The organism is Pseudomonas sp. MF6396, assembly GCF_002018915.1.
GTDB classification, from domain to species: Bacteria; Pseudomonadota; Gammaproteobacteria; order Pseudomonadales; family Pseudomonadaceae; genus Aquipseudomonas; species Aquipseudomonas palmensis.
Genome location: NZ_MVOK01000004.1, coordinates 83,828 through 96,636 on the forward strand (window position 1 = coordinate 83,828; position 12,809 = coordinate 96,636).

General features: G+C 66.1%; 15 protein-coding genes and 1 pseudogene. 3 read left to right on the forward strand and 13 right to left on the reverse strand.

All coding sequences use genetic code 11. The annotated features are described in order from the left end of the window. Positions 1 to 85 precede the first annotated feature (85 nt). The 12 genes and pseudogenes from MF6396_RS05220 to ubiE all read right to left on the reverse strand — a co-directional run bounded on the left by MF6396_RS05220 (position 86) and on the right by ubiE (position 10,231). The gene (locus MF6396_RS05220) at positions 86 to 2,002 is read right to left on the reverse strand and encodes a methyl-accepting chemotaxis protein (protein ID WP_078479836.1); all 1,917 of its coding nucleotides are present in this window, start codon (positions 2,000 to 2,002) and stop codon (positions 86 to 88) included. A gap of 176 nt (positions 2,003 to 2,178) precedes the next feature. Further along, entirely contained in the window at positions 2,179 to 3,051 is an 873-nt protein-coding gene (locus tag MF6396_RS29415) for a methyl-accepting chemotaxis protein (RefSeq protein WP_411269358.1), read from the reverse strand. Further along, positions 3,034 to 4,095, reverse strand: a pseudogene (locus MF6396_RS29420) (methyl-accepting chemotaxis protein); the annotation flags it as partial. The pseudogene MF6396_RS29420 and the gene MF6396_RS29415, both read right to left, overlap by 18 nt. 139 nt (positions 4,096 to 4,234) lie before the next feature. Beyond that, positions 4,235 to 4,942, reverse strand: a complete 708-nt coding sequence (locus MF6396_RS05230; RefSeq protein ID WP_043862166.1) for a 16S rRNA (uracil(1498)-N(3))-methyltransferase — start codon at positions 4,940 to 4,942, stop codon at positions 4,235 to 4,237. Beyond that, positions 4,939 to 5,724 carry a twin-arginine translocase subunit TatC gene (gene tatC / locus MF6396_RS05235; RefSeq protein ID WP_043862165.1) on the reverse strand — a complete coding sequence of 262 codons (786 nt, stop codon included), beginning with the start codon at positions 5,722 to 5,724 and terminating at the stop codon, positions 4,939 to 4,941. The genes MF6396_RS05230 and tatC overlap by 4 nt, the downstream gene beginning before the upstream one ends. After that, positions 5,721 to 6,137: a Sec-independent protein translocase protein TatB gene (tatB, locus tag MF6396_RS05240; protein ID WP_043862164.1), complete on the reverse strand. Its 417-nt coding sequence runs from the start codon at positions 6,135 to 6,137 to the stop codon at positions 5,721 to 5,723. Before tatB ends, tatC begins: the two co-directional genes overlap by 4 nt. Before the next feature lie 4 nt (positions 6,138 to 6,141). After that, the gene (locus MF6396_RS05245; RefSeq protein WP_043862163.1) at positions 6,142 to 6,411 is read right to left on the reverse strand and encodes a twin-arginine translocase TatA/TatE family subunit; all 270 of its coding nucleotides are present in this window, start codon (positions 6,409 to 6,411) and stop codon (positions 6,142 to 6,144) included. Positions 6,412 to 6,434: 23 nt separating this feature from the next. Continuing rightward, positions 6,435 to 6,770: a phosphoribosyl-ATP diphosphatase gene (locus MF6396_RS05250; protein ID WP_043862162.1), complete on the reverse strand. Its 336-nt coding sequence runs from the start codon at positions 6,768 to 6,770 to the stop codon at positions 6,435 to 6,437. 1 nt (position 6,771) lies between these two features. Then, positions 6,772 to 7,164 carry a phosphoribosyl-AMP cyclohydrolase gene (gene hisI, locus MF6396_RS05255; protein ID WP_043862161.1) on the reverse strand — a complete coding sequence of 131 codons (393 nt, stop codon included), beginning with the start codon at positions 7,162 to 7,164 and terminating at the stop codon, positions 6,772 to 6,774. A 72-nt stretch (positions 7,165 to 7,236) separates the two neighbouring features. Continuing rightward, positions 7,237 to 8,841, reverse strand: a complete 1,605-nt coding sequence (gene ubiB, locus MF6396_RS05260) for a ubiquinone biosynthesis regulatory protein kinase UbiB (RefSeq protein ID WP_043862160.1) — start codon at positions 8,839 to 8,841, stop codon at positions 7,237 to 7,239. Next, on the reverse strand, positions 8,838 to 9,461 hold the full coding sequence (locus MF6396_RS05265; RefSeq protein WP_078479838.1) for a ubiquinone biosynthesis accessory factor UbiJ: 624 nt from the start codon (positions 9,459 to 9,461) through the stop codon (positions 8,838 to 8,840). The genes ubiB and MF6396_RS05265 overlap by 4 nt, the downstream gene beginning before the upstream one ends. Then, the gene (gene ubiE, locus MF6396_RS05270) at positions 9,461 to 10,231 is read right to left on the reverse strand and encodes a bifunctional demethylmenaquinone methyltransferase/2-methoxy-6-polyprenyl-1,4-benzoquinol methylase UbiE (RefSeq protein ID WP_043862158.1); all 771 of its coding nucleotides are present in this window, start codon (positions 10,229 to 10,231) and stop codon (positions 9,461 to 9,463) included. The genes MF6396_RS05265 and ubiE overlap by 1 nt, the downstream gene beginning before the upstream one ends. Positions 10,232 to 10,356: 125 nt before the next feature. On the opposite strand from ubiE, the gene MF6396_RS05275 reads away from it, so the two are divergent. From MF6396_RS05275 to MF6396_RS05285, 3 genes are all read left to right on the forward strand, one after another. Then, positions 10,357 to 10,632, forward strand: a complete 276-nt coding sequence (locus MF6396_RS05275; RefSeq protein ID WP_043862157.1) for a polyhydroxyalkanoic acid system family protein — start codon at positions 10,357 to 10,359, stop codon at positions 10,630 to 10,632. Between the two features lie 198 nt (positions 10,633 to 10,830). Beyond that, a complete protein-coding gene (locus tag MF6396_RS05280; protein ID WP_043862156.1) occupies positions 10,831 to 11,253 on the forward strand; it encodes a phasin family protein in 423 nt (140 codons plus the stop codon). A gap of 10 nt (positions 11,254 to 11,263) precedes the next feature. Further along, positions 11,264 to 12,049: a phasin family protein gene (locus MF6396_RS05285; RefSeq protein ID WP_054915768.1), complete on the forward strand. Its 786-nt coding sequence runs from the start codon at positions 11,264 to 11,266 to the stop codon at positions 12,047 to 12,049. A 142-nt stretch (positions 12,050 to 12,191) separates the two neighbouring features. On the opposite strand, the gene MF6396_RS05290 is transcribed toward MF6396_RS05285, so the two are convergent. After that, positions 12,192 to 12,806: a TetR/AcrR family transcriptional regulator gene (locus MF6396_RS05290; protein ID WP_043862154.1), complete on the reverse strand. Its 615-nt coding sequence runs from the start codon at positions 12,804 to 12,806 to the stop codon at positions 12,192 to 12,194. Positions 12,807 to 12,809: the final 3 nt, after the last annotated feature.

The window sequence follows — 12,809 nt, forward strand, 5'->3', positions numbered from 1 at the left end:
TACCTGTGCTCATCGGCCACTGGAGGCCAAGCTGGACCTGCAAATGCTGTAGGAAAATTCCCATCTTGCAGGCGGAAAATTCCACCTAGAGCTGGAAGCGCCCGACCAGCGCCTGCAATTGAACCCCCAGGCGTGCCAGCTCGATGCTGGAGGCCGCGGTCTCTTCGCTGGCGGCGCTGGTCTGGTCGGACACGTCGCGCACGTTGATCACGCTGCGGTTGATTTCCTCGGCCACTGCACTTTGCTGTTCCGCCGCGGCCGCAATCTGCTGGTTCATTGCCTGGATCGACGACACCGTGGTGCTGATGGTGGCCAGCGAGGTGCCGGCGCGCCGGGTCAGCTCGACGCTGCTCAGGGTCAGCTCGCGGCTGTTGTCCAGAATCCCGGCGACCTCGGAGGTGCCGCGGTGCAGGCCGGCGATCAGGCCTTCGATCTCTTCGGTGGATTGCTGGGTGCGTCGGGCCAGGCCGCGTACCTCGTCGGCGACCACGGCGAAGCCGCGCCCGGCCTCGCCGGCGCGGGCGGCCTCGATGGCCGCGTTGAGCGCCAGCAGGTTGGTCTGCTGGGCTACCGACTTGATCACGTCGAGCACGCTGCCGATCTTGTCGCTTTCGGCCTTGAGCTGGGCCATGGCTTCGCCGGAGTGGTCGACCGCCGCCGCCAGGCGCTCGATCTCGTCGATGGCCTCGCTGACCACCCGATCGCCTTCGCCGGCCTGCTGGTCGGCCAGGGTGGCGGCCTCGCTGGCCTGCTCGGCATTGCGCGCCACATCCTGCACGGTAGCGGCCATTTCATGCATGGCAGTGGCCACCTGGTCGGTTTCGACCTTCTGCGTGCCGACCCCGCTGCTGGTCTGCTCGGTCACGGCCGAGAGCTGCTCGGCGGCGCTGGCGATCTGGGTCACGCCCTCGCCGATGCCACCGACCAGCTCGCGCAGGCTCACGGTCATGCGCTGCATCGCACGCTGCAGCTCGCCCAGCTCGTCGCGTCGCTCGGCCACCAGGGTCTGGCTCAGGTCGCCGCCGGCCACCCGTTCGACCAGGCGCAGGGTCTGCTGCAGGGGCGTGGTGATCTGGCGGGTGATCACCCACGCGGCCGCGATGCCCAGCAGCAGCGCAACGGCGATCGCCAGGCCCAGGTTGTAGCGTGCCTGCAGGGCCTGCTGGTCGACCAGCTCGGTCTGCGACTGGGTCAGCTCGTCGCTCACCGCCAGCAGGCTGTCGCCCAGCTGTGCCAGGTGCTGCAGGGCCGAGTCGCTGGCGCTGCGCGCCGCGCTGAAGTCGAGCACGGCGGCGCGGTAGTCGGCCAGTGCCCCCGCGGCGGCACGCAAGGTGTCGCGATAGGTGCTCGGTAGCCTGTCGGGCAGTGCGTCAAGCTGGCTGGCCGCCTGGTCGATGGCGGCCAGTGCCGGTGCCTCGAATTCGGCGCGGCCGCTGTAGGTGTAGCCGCGCAGGTGAAAGCGGGCCTGCTGGATCTGCTGGTCCACCGTCACCAGGCTGGCGTAGGCGCTGAAGTCGGCACGCTCGCGCAGGGCCTGCCCGACTGGCGCCAGCAGCGCCACCGCACGTTCGGCGCTGCTGCCCAGGGCGTCGCGTGCCTGCTGGCGCGCCTGCACCGTGGTCTGCAGCTCGGCGAAGGTGCGCCGGTACTGGTCGAGGGTGTTTTCCTGGCGTTGTACCCGGGCAAGGTTGGCGGGCACGTTGAGGCGCCGCTGCAGGTAGGCCAGGCGCTCGGCCACGTCGTCCAGCTCCTTGTCCATCTGCTGGCAGACGGCAGGCTCAAGGTTGCGCTCGTAGACCAGCCGCTGGTTGCGCACATCCTGGATCTCCTTGTTCACCGCCCCGATGTCGGTGAGCTTGTCGCTGCGGTCGGCAAGGTCTTCCAGGGTGGTCCAGCCGATCAGGGCGATACCCAGCGTCAGCAACAGAACCAGGGCAAAGCCCAGGGCCAGTTTCAGTTGAATGCTCAGGTTGCCCAGCATCCGATTCATCGTCACAAGCATGGTGGCTCTCCAGGTACGAGGTTCAGACGCACCCGTGGGTGCGCCAATGCGAACGCATCGGCTGGAGCGCCAAGGTCTGGACCTGCAAACGCTGTAGGACTTTTCGCTATTTGTTCGACGGCCACAGGGGGCCGGACACCGGCAGCGATCAACGCCGCTGCCGGCAGGGTGGGGGGTTACAGGCTGAAGCGGGCGACCAGGGTCTGCAGGTGGGTGCCCAGGCGCGCCAGCTCGACGCTGGAGGCGGCGGTCTCTTCGCTGGCGGCGCTGGTCTGGTCGGACACATCGCGCACCGTCATCACGCTGCGGTTGATCTCTTCGGCCACTGCGCTCTGCTGCTCGGCAGCGGCGGCGATCTGCTGGTTCATGGCCTGGATCGAGGACACGGTGCGGGTAATGGTTTCCAGCGAGGTGCCGGCGCGGCGGGTCAGCTCGACGCTGCTGCCGGTCAGGCTGCGGCTGTTGTCCATCACCGTGGCGACCTGCTGGGTGCCGTTCTGCAGGCCGGCGATCAGCTCCTCGATCTCTTCGGTCGATTGCTGTGTGCGCTGGGCCAGGCTGCGCACTTCATCGGCAACCACCGCGAAACCGCGCCCGGCCTCGCCGGCACGAGCGGCCTCGATGGCGGCGTTGAGGGCCAGCAGGTTGGTCTGCTGGGCCACCGACTTGATCACGTCGAGCACGCTGCCGATCTTGGCGCTTTCGGCCTTGAGCTGACCCATGGCTTCGCTGGAGTGTTCCACCTCGGCGGCCAGGCGCTCGATCTGGTCGATGGCCTCGCCCACCACGCGGTCGCCTTCGCGGGCCTGCTGGTCGGCCATCTGCGCCGCCTCCGAGGCCTCTTCGGCGTTGCGCGCCACTTCCTGCACGGTGGCGGCCATCTCGTTCATGGCCGTGGCCACCTGGTCGGTCTCGACCTTTTGATTGTTGACCCCGGCGCTGGTCTGCTCGGTGACGGCCGAGAGCTGCTCGGCGGCGCTGGCGATCTGGGTGACACCATCGCCGATACCGCCGATCAGCTGGCGCAGGTTCACGGTCATGCGCTGCATGCTGTGCTGCAACTGGCCGAGTTCGTCGCTGCGCTCCACGCGCAGGTCGTGGCGCAGGTCGCCGCTGGCGATGCGGTCCACGGCGCCGAGGGTGTGGCGCAGGGGCACGACGATCTGGCGGGTGATGGCCCACGAGGCGAGGATGCCGAAGAACAGCGCCAGCGCCGTGGCCAGGGCCAGCATCGACTGGGCGTGCTGCGATTCGTCGTCGCGCAGCTGGGTGAGGCTGCGGCTCATCTGCTGGCTCAGGTCGATCAGCAGCGTGCCCTGTTCGGCCATGTGCTGCAGGGCCGCGTCATTGGCGGCCTGGGACTGGCTGAACTGCTCCACCGCGTTGCGGTAGGTGGCCAGCGCCTGGGTGGCGGCGGCCAGGGCATCGGCATGCTCGGCCGGCACCTTGGCCGGCAGGCTGCGGATGACGCGCAGGGCCTGGTCGATGGCCTGCAGGGCGGTCTGCTGTAGCTCGGCCTGCCCGCTGAAGATGTAGCCACGCACGTGGAAGCGGGCCTGCAGCATCAGCGCCTTGGCCTGCACGGCGCTGTTGAAGGTCTGGGTATCGCCGCCTTGCAGCAGCCCGCGCTCTACCTGATCCAGCGATGCGGCGGTCTTTTCCGCGCTGCTGCTCATGGTCGCACGGCTGGCCTCGCGGGCCTGGGCCGCCTGCTTGAGGTCGGCGAAGGCGCGCTGGTACTGGGCAACCGCCTCGTTCTGGCGTTGCAGGCGGTCGCCGTTTTCGCTGGGCGGTATGTGCTGTTCCACGTTCTTGAGCTGGCGATCCAGCTCTACCAGGGCGTTTTCTACCGCGTCGGCGCTGGCGGCATCGCGTTTGTGCTCATAGGTCTGGCGGGCGATGCGCAGGTCCTGGGTGATCTGGTGAATCCTGGAAATCTCGCCCAGGGTGTCGCCGCGCTGGGTGACACCGTTGAGCCCCTGCCAGCCGGTGAGTGCGATCAGCAGGGTCAGCAGCAACACGGTGCCGAAGCCGATGCCGAGTTTGAGCGTGACGCTAAAATTGCCCAGATGGTGGGCGAACCAACGGTACATGGGGTGACTCCATTGCGGTCAGGCGGGGGCGGATGCGTGGTCTGTGGCCAATGCATCGGCCTGGGGTCACAAAACTGAAGGTGTGTATGAAAGGCGTCGCCGGCAAGGCCGGCTCCTACGCACAGCAGCGGACGCGGTGCTAGAACAACCGCGCCAGCAGGGCGGTGACCGCCGTCTCCACGCGCAGGATGCGCTCGCCCAGCTGTACCGGGTTCAGCCCGGCCTTGCCCAGCAGCTCGACCTCATACGGGATCCAGCCACCTTCCGGGCCGATCGCCAGGGTCACCGGCTCGGTCAATGCGCGCGGGCAGGGGGGGTGGTTGCCAGGGTGGCCGACCAGGCCCAGGGTACCCTCGGCAATCGCTGGCAGGCGATCTTCGACGAAGGGCTTGAAGCGCTTCTCGATCACCACCTCGGGCAGCACGGTGTCGCGCGCCTGCTCCAGGCCCAGCACCAGTTGCTCGCGTATTGCCGCAGGCTCCAGGAAGGGGGTTTGCCAGAAGCTCTTCTCGACCCGGTAGCTGTTGACCAGGATGAGCTTGCCCACGCCCATGGTGGCCACGGTCTGGAACACTCGGCGCAGCATCTTCGGGCGCGGCAGGGCCAGCACCAGGGTCAGCGGCAGCTTGGCTGGCGGCGGCTGGGTGAACTCGACCGACAGTTCGGCTTCATGGCCCTCCAGGCGCAGCACCACGGCCTGCCCCATCAGCCCCCCCAGGCGTCCCACGCGCAGGGTGTCGCCCACCGCCACGCGGTGGATCTCCTGCATGTGGGTAAAGCGCCGGTCGCCCAGCACCACACGGTCGGCCGCGACGAAGTCGGCCTCCTCGAGCAGCAGCAGGTTCACGGCTGGGTGGCTGGCGGCTGGTCGTCAGGCTCGTCGGCCTGCACCGGGGCACTGCGCTTGCGGATGAGCCCGCCGAACAGCACGCCGACTTCGAACAGCAACCACATCGGCACGGCCAGCAGGGTCTGCGAGAAGATGTCCGGCGGGGTCAGCACCATGCCGACCACGAAGCAGCCGATGATGACGTAGGGGCGGATCTTCTTCAGGTACTTCACGTCGACCACGCCGATCCACACCAGCAGGATCACCGCCACCGGGATCTCGAAGGCCACGCCGAAGGCGAAGAACAGGGTCATGACGAAGTCGAGGTAGCTGGCGATGTCGGTCATCATCGACACGCCTTCGGGCGTGGCGCTGGCGAAGAAACCGAAGATCAGCGGGAATACCAGGAAGTACGCGAAGGCCATGCCGGCATAGAACAGGAAGATGCTCGACACCAGCAACGGCACTGCGATGCGTTTTTCATGGCGGTACAGGCCGGGGGCGATGAACCCCCAGATCTGGTGCAGGATCACCGGGATCGCCAGGAACAGCGAGACGATCATGGTCAGCTTGAATGGCGTGAGGAACGGCGAGGCCACGTCGGTGGCGATCATCGTGGCGTTGGCCGGCAGGTGGGCGCGCAACGGTGCCGAGACCAGGGTGTAGATCTGCTGGGCGAAGGCGAACAGGCCGGCGAAGATCACGAAGATGACCGCGACGCAGCGCAACAGGCGCGTGCGCAGCTCGGTAAGGTGCGAGACCAGCGGCATCGGCTGGTCGTTTTCCGGGATTTCGCTCATGGGGCTCGCGGCGGCTGTGTCGGTTCGGTGGGCGGTGCTGCTTCGACGGCAGGTGCAGGTGCAGGTGTCGGTGCAGTCACAGGTTCTGGTGCAGGCGCCGGCGCAGCCTCGGTGGCGGTGGCGGCTGGCTCCGCGCCGGGGGTATGCGCCGGATCGGGCTGTACCGATTGCGGGTTGAGGATGCGCCGGGCCTCCTGCTCCATGGAGAGGATGTGCTCGTTGTGCAGCTGGCGCCGGATATCGTCGGCACCGATCTCGCGCTCCACCTCGTTCTTGATCGCGTTGAAGCTGCGTTTCAGTCGGCCGATCCACAGCCCGGCGGTACGTGCAGCGCCCGGCAGGCGCTCGGGGCCGAGCACCAGCAGGGCCACCAGGCCGACAAGCAACAACTCACTGAAGCTGATCCCGAACATGTGTTCACTCTTTCCTGGTCGGCTCTTCGACCTTGTGCGCCTGGCCATCGAAGGTCTGTGGCTGGTTCAGCGGTGCAGCGGCGGGCGGCGGGGTCGGCTGGGCAGGCTGTACGGTGGGCTGCTCCGGCTTGTCTTCCTCTTCGTTCATGGCCTTCTTGAAGCCCTTGATCGATTCGCCCAGGTCGCTGCCCAGGTTCTTCAGTTTCTTGGTACCGAACACCAGTACTACCACCACCAGCAGGACGATCCAGTGTTTCCAGTCAAAAATACCCATGGTGCAATCCTCGATTGAATTCGTTAGGCCGACGGCTGGCGGGCGGCCTTCTCGTCGTGCCCGGACAGGCCGAAGCGGCGGTCCAGTTCGTCCAGCACGGCCTGCGGGTGCTGGCCCAGGGCGGCGAGCATGACCATGCTATGGAACCACAGGTCGGCGGTCTCGTAGATGACATCGCTGCATTCGCCACTGACGGCGGCGTCCTTGGCGGCGATGATGGTCTCGACCGATTCCTCGCCGACCTTTTCCAGGATCTTGTTCAGGCCCTTGTGGTACAGGCTGGCCACGTACGAGGTGTCGGGGGCCGCGCCCTTGCGCGATTCGAGCACTTCGGCCAGGCGGATCAGGGTGTCGCTCATGTCAGTGTCCTGCGCTGTAGATGGCATGCGGGTCTTTGAGTACCGGGTCGACGGTCTTCCACGCGCCGTTCTCGTACACGCGGTAGAAGCAGCTTTCACGGCCGGTATGGCAGGCGATGTGGCCCAGTTGCTCGACCATCAGGATGATCACGTCGGCGTCGCAGTCCAGGCGCATTTCATGCAGCTTCTGCACGTGGCCGGACTCTTCGCCCTTGCGCCACAGTTTGCCACGCGAACGCGACCAGTAGATGGCGCGCTGCTCGGCGGCAGTCAGGCTCAGGGCCTCGCGGTTCATCCAGGCCATCATCAGCACGCGCCCGGTCTTGTGGTCCTGGGCGATCGCCGGTACCAGGCCATCGCTGTTCCAGTTGATCTCGTCCAGCCAGTCTTTCATGTTCGACTCCAAAATAGGCCACGGTCCCGCACCGATGCCACCTGCTAGTGTGCCAGCCACGCAGCAGGCTGGCTATCGGCGCACGATCAGGTAAAGGCCCCCGGCCAGCATCAGCCAGGCCGGCCAGGCTGCCGGGGCGCTGAGGCTCACGGCGCCTGCGGCGAGGGTTGCGCCGCCCGCCAGCAGGCCGGCACCGAGCAGGCGCAGGGCCCAGCGATCGCGCTGCTGCCAGGGTGGCGGCGGGTCGTTCAGGTGCGGTTGCGACATGCGTTCGAGCAGGTCGCGGGTCATGCCGGCCAGGTGCGGCAGTTGCTCGACCTGGCTGTGCAGGTTCTGCAGCACGTTTTTCGGGCTGACCCGCTCGCGCATCCAGCGCTCCAGAAACGGCTGGGCGGTGCTCCACAGGTCCAGGTCAGGGTACAGCTGACGGCCCAGGCCCTCGATGTTGAGCAGGGTCTTCTGCAGCAGCACCAGTTGCGGCTGCACTTCCATGTTGAAGCGTCGCGCGGTCTGGAACAGGCGCATCAGCACCTGGCCGAAGGAAATATCCTTTAACGGTTTTTCGAAGATCGGCTCGCACACGGTGCGGATCGCCGCCTCGAATTCGTTGAGCTTGGTCTGCGCCGGTACCCAGCCCGAGTCGATGTGCAACTGGGCCACGCGACGGTAGTCACGCTTGAAGAAGGCGAACAGGTTGCGTGCCAGGTAGTCCTGGTCCTCGGGGGTGAGGCTGCCCACGATGCCGCAGTCGATCGCGATGTACTGCGGGCTCCACGGCTTGACGGTGCTGACGAAGATGTTGCCCGGGTGCATGTCGGCGTGGAAGAAGCTGTCGCGAAACACCTGGGTGAAGAAGATCTCGACGCCGCGCTCGGCCAGCAGCTTCATGTCGGTGCGCTGGTCGGCCAGGGTGGCAAGGTCAGTGACCTGCACGCCATAGATGCGCTCCATCACCAGCACCTTGGGCCGGCACAGGTCCCAGTACACCTGGGGCACGTACATCATCTCCGAGCCTTCGAAGTTGCGTCGCAGTTGGCTGGCGTTGGCCGCCTCGCGCAGCAGGTCGAGCTCGTCGTAGATGGTCTTCTCGTAATCGTTGACCACCTCGACCGGGTGCAGCAGGCGGGCATCGGCCGACACCCGCTCGGCGCCGCGGGCGATCAGGAACAGCCAGGCCAGGTCCTGCGCGATGATCGGCTTGAGGCCTGGGCGTACCACCTTGACCACCACCTCCTCGCCGCTCTTGAGGCGCGCCGCGTGCACCTGGGCCACCGAGGCCGAGGCCAGCGGTTCGACGTCGAAGCGGCTGAAGATCTCGCCCACCTTGGCGCCGAGCTGCGATTCGATCAGCGCCACGGCCTTTTGCGGGTCGAAGGGCGGCACGCGGTCCTGCAACAGCATCAGCTCGTCGGCGATGTCGGCGGGCAGCAGGTCGCGGCGGGTGGAGAGCAGCTGGCCGAACTTGATGAAGATCGGGCCCAGGTCCTGCAGCGCCAGGCGCAGGCGCGCGCCACGGCTCAGGGGCGACGGCTTGCGCGGTAGCCAGCGCCAGGGCATGGCGAAGCGCAGGGTCATCAGCCACCAGGGCAGGGGCAGGTCGAACAGCAGGTCATCGAGACGGTAGCGGATCACGACGCGCTGGATGCGCAACAGACGGCGGACGGCAAGCAGCTTCATGCGTTATCGCTGGATTCAAGGGATCGGGCAAGGCGCGCAATGCGTGCCTCGAGGCGTTCTACATCGATTTTCAGGGCATCGAGCTCGGCGAAGCGCGCTTCGGCCTCGCGCTGGCCGACCAGGGTGCGGGCCTCTTCGGCCAGGTATTGGCCAAGGTTCTGGTTGAGGCTGGCCAGGCCCTGGCGGGTCCAGCGCGCGCGGCTGCGCAGGTGGTCGCCGATCAGCTGGGTGGCGACCGGGCCGAGCCAGCGCGAGAGTTCGTACTCCCAGTCCAGCTCCAGGTCCTGCAGCACGCCGACCAGGTCGAGCAGCACCGCGCTGTCGCCTTCGAGTTCCACCTGCGGGCTGTGCAGCACCGCCGGCTTGTCCTGGCTCAGGGCCAGTTGCAGCAGGCTGCTGGCCGGCGCACGCAGGGTGCAGTCGGCCTCGGTTTCCCAGTGGCTGGCGAGCATCAGGCCTTCATCGCCGGGCAGGATGTACAGCTGCAGCGCCGGCTGGCGGCAGTCGATGGCAATGATCTTGCCCTCGAGCGCAGCCAGGCGCGGCAGCGCAGTGCTGTCCATGCGCAACACACGGTTGAGACCGTGTTCGACGCTGGCGAGCAGCCCGGCCAGCAACATCAGGGTTTGATACCGCGGTGCAGGGCCACGATACCGCTGGTCATGTTGTGGTAGGTGACGCGGTCGAAACCGGCGTCGACCATCATGGCCTTGAGGGTTTCCTGGTCGGGGTGCATGCGGATCGATTCGGCGAGGTAGCGGTAGCTGTCCGCGTCGTTGGTGATCAGCTTGCCGGCCAGCGGCATGAAGGCGAACGAGTAGGCATCGTAGACCTTGGACATCAGCTTGTTGGTCGGCTTGGAGAACTCCAGCACCAGCAGGCGGCCGCCCGGCTTGAGCACGCGCAGCATCGAGCGGATCGCGTCGTCCTTGTGGGTCACGTTGCGCAGGCCGAAGGCGATGGTCACGCAGTCGAAATGGTTGTCGGGGAAGGGCAGCTTCTCGGCGTCGGCCTGGACGAACTCGATGTTGCCGGCCACGCCCTTGTCGAGCAGGCGGTCACGACCGACCTTGAGCATCGAGGCGTTGATGTCGGCCAGTACCACCTGGCCGGTGGGGCCGACCAGCTGCGAGAACTTGCGCGCCAGGTCGCCGGTGCCGCCGGCGATGTCGAGCACGCGGTTGCCAGGGCGCACGCCCGACAGCTCGATGGTGAAGCGCTTCCACAGGCGGTGCATGCCGCCGGAGAGCACATCGTTCATCAGGTCGTACTTGGCGGCCACCGAGTGAAAGACTTCGGCGACTTTCTCGGCCTTCTGGCTTTCGGGGACATCCTTGTAGCCGAAGTGGGTGGTGGGTTCGGCGTGTTCGCCTTTGCGCTGGTCGTTCATATCGCTTCACCGGAAAAAATTACTGGCCATTCTAGGGCGTGCGGCTGCATTTGTCTTGGCGGGGTGTGTCGCAGGCGGAGGCAGGGGCATAATGGGAGTATGCCCTTCTAGCCAGGATTGATTGAATGACCCAGATCAGCGTCGAACGCAAACACAGCCTGGGGCGCGCAGCGGCCCGGGAAAAGGCCGAAGCCCTGGTGGACAAGCTGACCCGCGAGTACGACCTCAAGGCGCAGTGGAACGGTGACCGGGTAGAGGTCAGGCGCAGCGGTGCCAATGGCAGCATCGATATCGGCGACGACAGCATCCGGGTGGAGTTGAAGCTGGGGATGATGCTGTCGATGATGGGCGGCACGATCAAGGCCGAGATCGAGCGGGCCCTGGACAAGGCCCTGGCCTGAAACCGCTGTAGAGGGTCAAGCGGCCCCGCAGGTTCACTGCAGGCCCTGTGGGCGCGGGCTTGATCCGCGACAGGGGCCTTCGCTGCACAGCAAATCCTGCCCTTAGGGTGAGGATTCTAATTTTTCCCCCTACCTTTGTGCCCAAGCCCAACTTTCACGGGCGTAACTCCATTTCCGTTCAAGCGTGAGGTGCAGAGCATGGCCAAAGTGACCCTGAAGAAAATCGACGACGCCCCGGGCAAGGCCCTGGGCGAGGTGCGCGGCTACGCGCGCAAGATCTGGCTGGCAGGCCTGGGGGCCTACACCCGGGTCGGGCAGGAGGGTGCCGAGTACCTGAAGGAGCTGGTCAAGGCCGGCGAAACCGTGGAGAAAAAAGGCAAGAAACGCCTCGACCACGAACTCGATGCCGCCAACAGCGAGATCCAGTCCGCCAGGCAGGAACTGGGCAGCGTGAAGGGCAAGGTCGAAGTTCAGCTGGATAAAATCGAAAAGGCTTTCGACACACGGGTCGCCAGCGCCTTGAATCGCATCGGCATTCCGTCTAAACATGACGTGGAGGCACTTTCTGCCAAGCTCGAAGAGCTGACGCTGTTGCTCGATCGTGTCGCACGCAAACAATAAGGAGAGCGGGATGGCTGGCAAAAAGACAACTGAGAAAGAGAGCAGCTCCTGGGTCGGGGGGATCGAAAAGTATTCCCGCAAGATCTGGCTGGCTGGTTTGGGTATCTACTCCAAGATCGATCAGGACGGCAGCAAGCTTTTCGAAACCCTGGTCAAGGACGGTGAGAAAGCTGAAAAGCAGGCCAAGGGCAGCGTCAACTCGGCCAAGGCCAGTGCCAAGTCTGCGACCTCGCGCGTAGGCGACGTGAAAGACCGCGCACTGGGCAAGTGGAGCGAACTCGAAGAGGCTTTCGACAAGCGCCTGAACAGTGCCATCTCGCGCCTGGGCGTGCCCAGCCGCAATGAGGTCAAGGCACTGCACCAGCAGGTCGACACCCTGACCAAGCAGATCGAGAAACTGACCGGTGCCTCGGTCAAGTCGGTCTCGGCCAAGGCGCCGGCCAAGCCACTGGCCAAGGCAGCACCGAAAGCGGCGGCCAAGCCTGCGGCCAAAACTGCGGCGGCCAAACCGGCAGCGGCCAAGCCAGCAGCCAAGCCGGCCGCGGCGAAAACCGCAGCCGCCAAGCCTGCAGCGAAAGCGGCGGCCAAACCTGCCGCAAAACCTGCCGCCAAGCCGGCAGCAGCGAAAAAGCCAGCGGTGAAGAAAGCCCCGGCCAAGCCTGCTGCAGCCAAGCCCGCAGCGGCCAAACCGGCAGCGCCAAGTGCCAGTGCGGCACCGGCGCCAAGCCCGGCGGCCACTGCGGCGCCAGCCGCGTCGGCAGCACCAGCACCTTCGAGCCCGGCCAGCCAGGCCTGACTCGAGGTAGCTGTACAGAAAACGCCCGGCCTGTGTGCCGGGCGTTTTTATGTGCAGTGCCTGTGCTGGCCTCATCGCCGGCAAGGCCGGCTCCTACAGGTAGCGCGCCGTCTGTAGGAGCCGGCCTTGCCGGCGAAGCTCTTCAGCCTTCCAGGTACCTCAAGGCCAACTGCTCTGCCGCCAGGCGTGACTCCACCTCCAGGTGCGGCGCCACCAGCATCATCACCTGGTACACCACGATCCCGACCTCGCCCTCGCGCGCCAGAATCCGCTGGTAGTCCAGCGAGAACAGCAAGGTCATGCTGATCTGCTCCACCAGTTGCCCCAGTGCGCGGGTATCGCTGGTCACCTGCCCATGCGCCTTGAGGCTCGCCAGCAATGCCGCCAGCGTGCGCTTGAGCGCATTGAGCAGGGTGCGCATGCCCCGCGCCAGCTTGGGCAGGCGCCCGGTAAGGTTGGACAGGTCCTGGAACAGAAAGCGGTACTGCGCCATGCGCTCCACGATCAGGTGCAGGAACAGCCAGTAGTCCTCGGCATCCAGGCGCACCTCCAGGGGCGGGTCGAGCAGGGGCGTCAGCTCCTCCTCGAAACGCTCGAACAGGCCCAGCACCAGCGGCTCCTTGCCGTGGAAGTGGTAGTACAGGTTGCCCGGGCTGATGCCCATCTCGTTGGCGATTTCCAGCGTCGAGACATTCGGCTCGCCCTGACGATTGAACAGGTGCAGGGCGCACTCCAGGATACGGTCGCGGGTCTTCATCCG

What these genes read in the sequence shown, in the direction of transcription:
- MF6396_RS05245 (WP_043862163.1), bottom strand. Translation starts at nt 6,411, where the DNA reads ATGGGTATTTTTGACTGGAAACACTGGATCGTCCTGCTGGTGGTGGTA.
- ubiB (WP_043862160.1), bottom strand. Translation starts at nt 8,841, where the DNA reads ATGAAGCTGCTTGCCGTCCGCCGTCTGTTGCGCATCCAGCGCGTCGTG.
- tatB (WP_043862164.1), bottom strand. Translation starts at nt 6,137, where the DNA reads ATGTTCGGGATCAGCTTCAGTGAGTTGTTGCTTGTCGGCCTGGTGGCC.
- MF6396_RS05285 (WP_054915768.1), top strand. Translation starts at nt 11,264, where the DNA reads ATGGCTGGCAAAAAGACAACTGAGAAAGAGAGCAGCTCCTGGGTCGGG.
- MF6396_RS05250 (WP_043862162.1), bottom strand. Translation starts at nt 6,770, where the DNA reads ATGAGCGACACCCTGATCCGCCTGGCCGAAGTGCTCGAATCGCGCAAG.
- MF6396_RS05290 (WP_043862154.1), bottom strand. Translation starts at nt 12,806, where the DNA reads ATGAAGACCCGCGACCGTATCCTGGAGTGCGCCCTGCACCTGTTCAAT.
- MF6396_RS05275 (WP_043862157.1), top strand. Translation starts at nt 10,357, where the DNA reads ATGACCCAGATCAGCGTCGAACGCAAACACAGCCTGGGGCGCGCAGCG.
- MF6396_RS29415 (WP_411269358.1), bottom strand. Translation starts at nt 3,051, where the DNA reads ATGCAGCGCATGACCGTGAACCTGCGCCAGCTGATCGGCGGTATCGGC.
- tatC (WP_043862165.1), bottom strand. Translation starts at nt 5,724, where the DNA reads ATGAGCGAAATCCCGGAAAACGACCAGCCGATGCCGCTGGTCTCGCAC.
- MF6396_RS05220 (WP_078479836.1), bottom strand. Translation starts at nt 2,002, where the DNA reads ATGCTTGTGACGATGAATCGGATGCTGGGCAACCTGAGCATTCAACTG.
- MF6396_RS05265 (WP_078479838.1), bottom strand. Translation starts at nt 9,461, where the DNA reads ATGTTGCTGGCCGGGCTGCTCGCCAGCGTCGAACACGGTCTCAACCGT.
- hisI (WP_043862161.1), bottom strand. Translation starts at nt 7,164, where the DNA reads ATGAAAGACTGGCTGGACGAGATCAACTGGAACAGCGATGGCCTGGTA.
- ubiE (WP_043862158.1), bottom strand. Translation starts at nt 10,231, where the DNA reads ATGAACGACCAGCGCAAAGGCGAACACGCCGAACCCACCACCCACTTC.
- MF6396_RS05280 (WP_043862156.1), top strand. Translation starts at nt 10,831, where the DNA reads ATGGCCAAAGTGACCCTGAAGAAAATCGACGACGCCCCGGGCAAGGCC.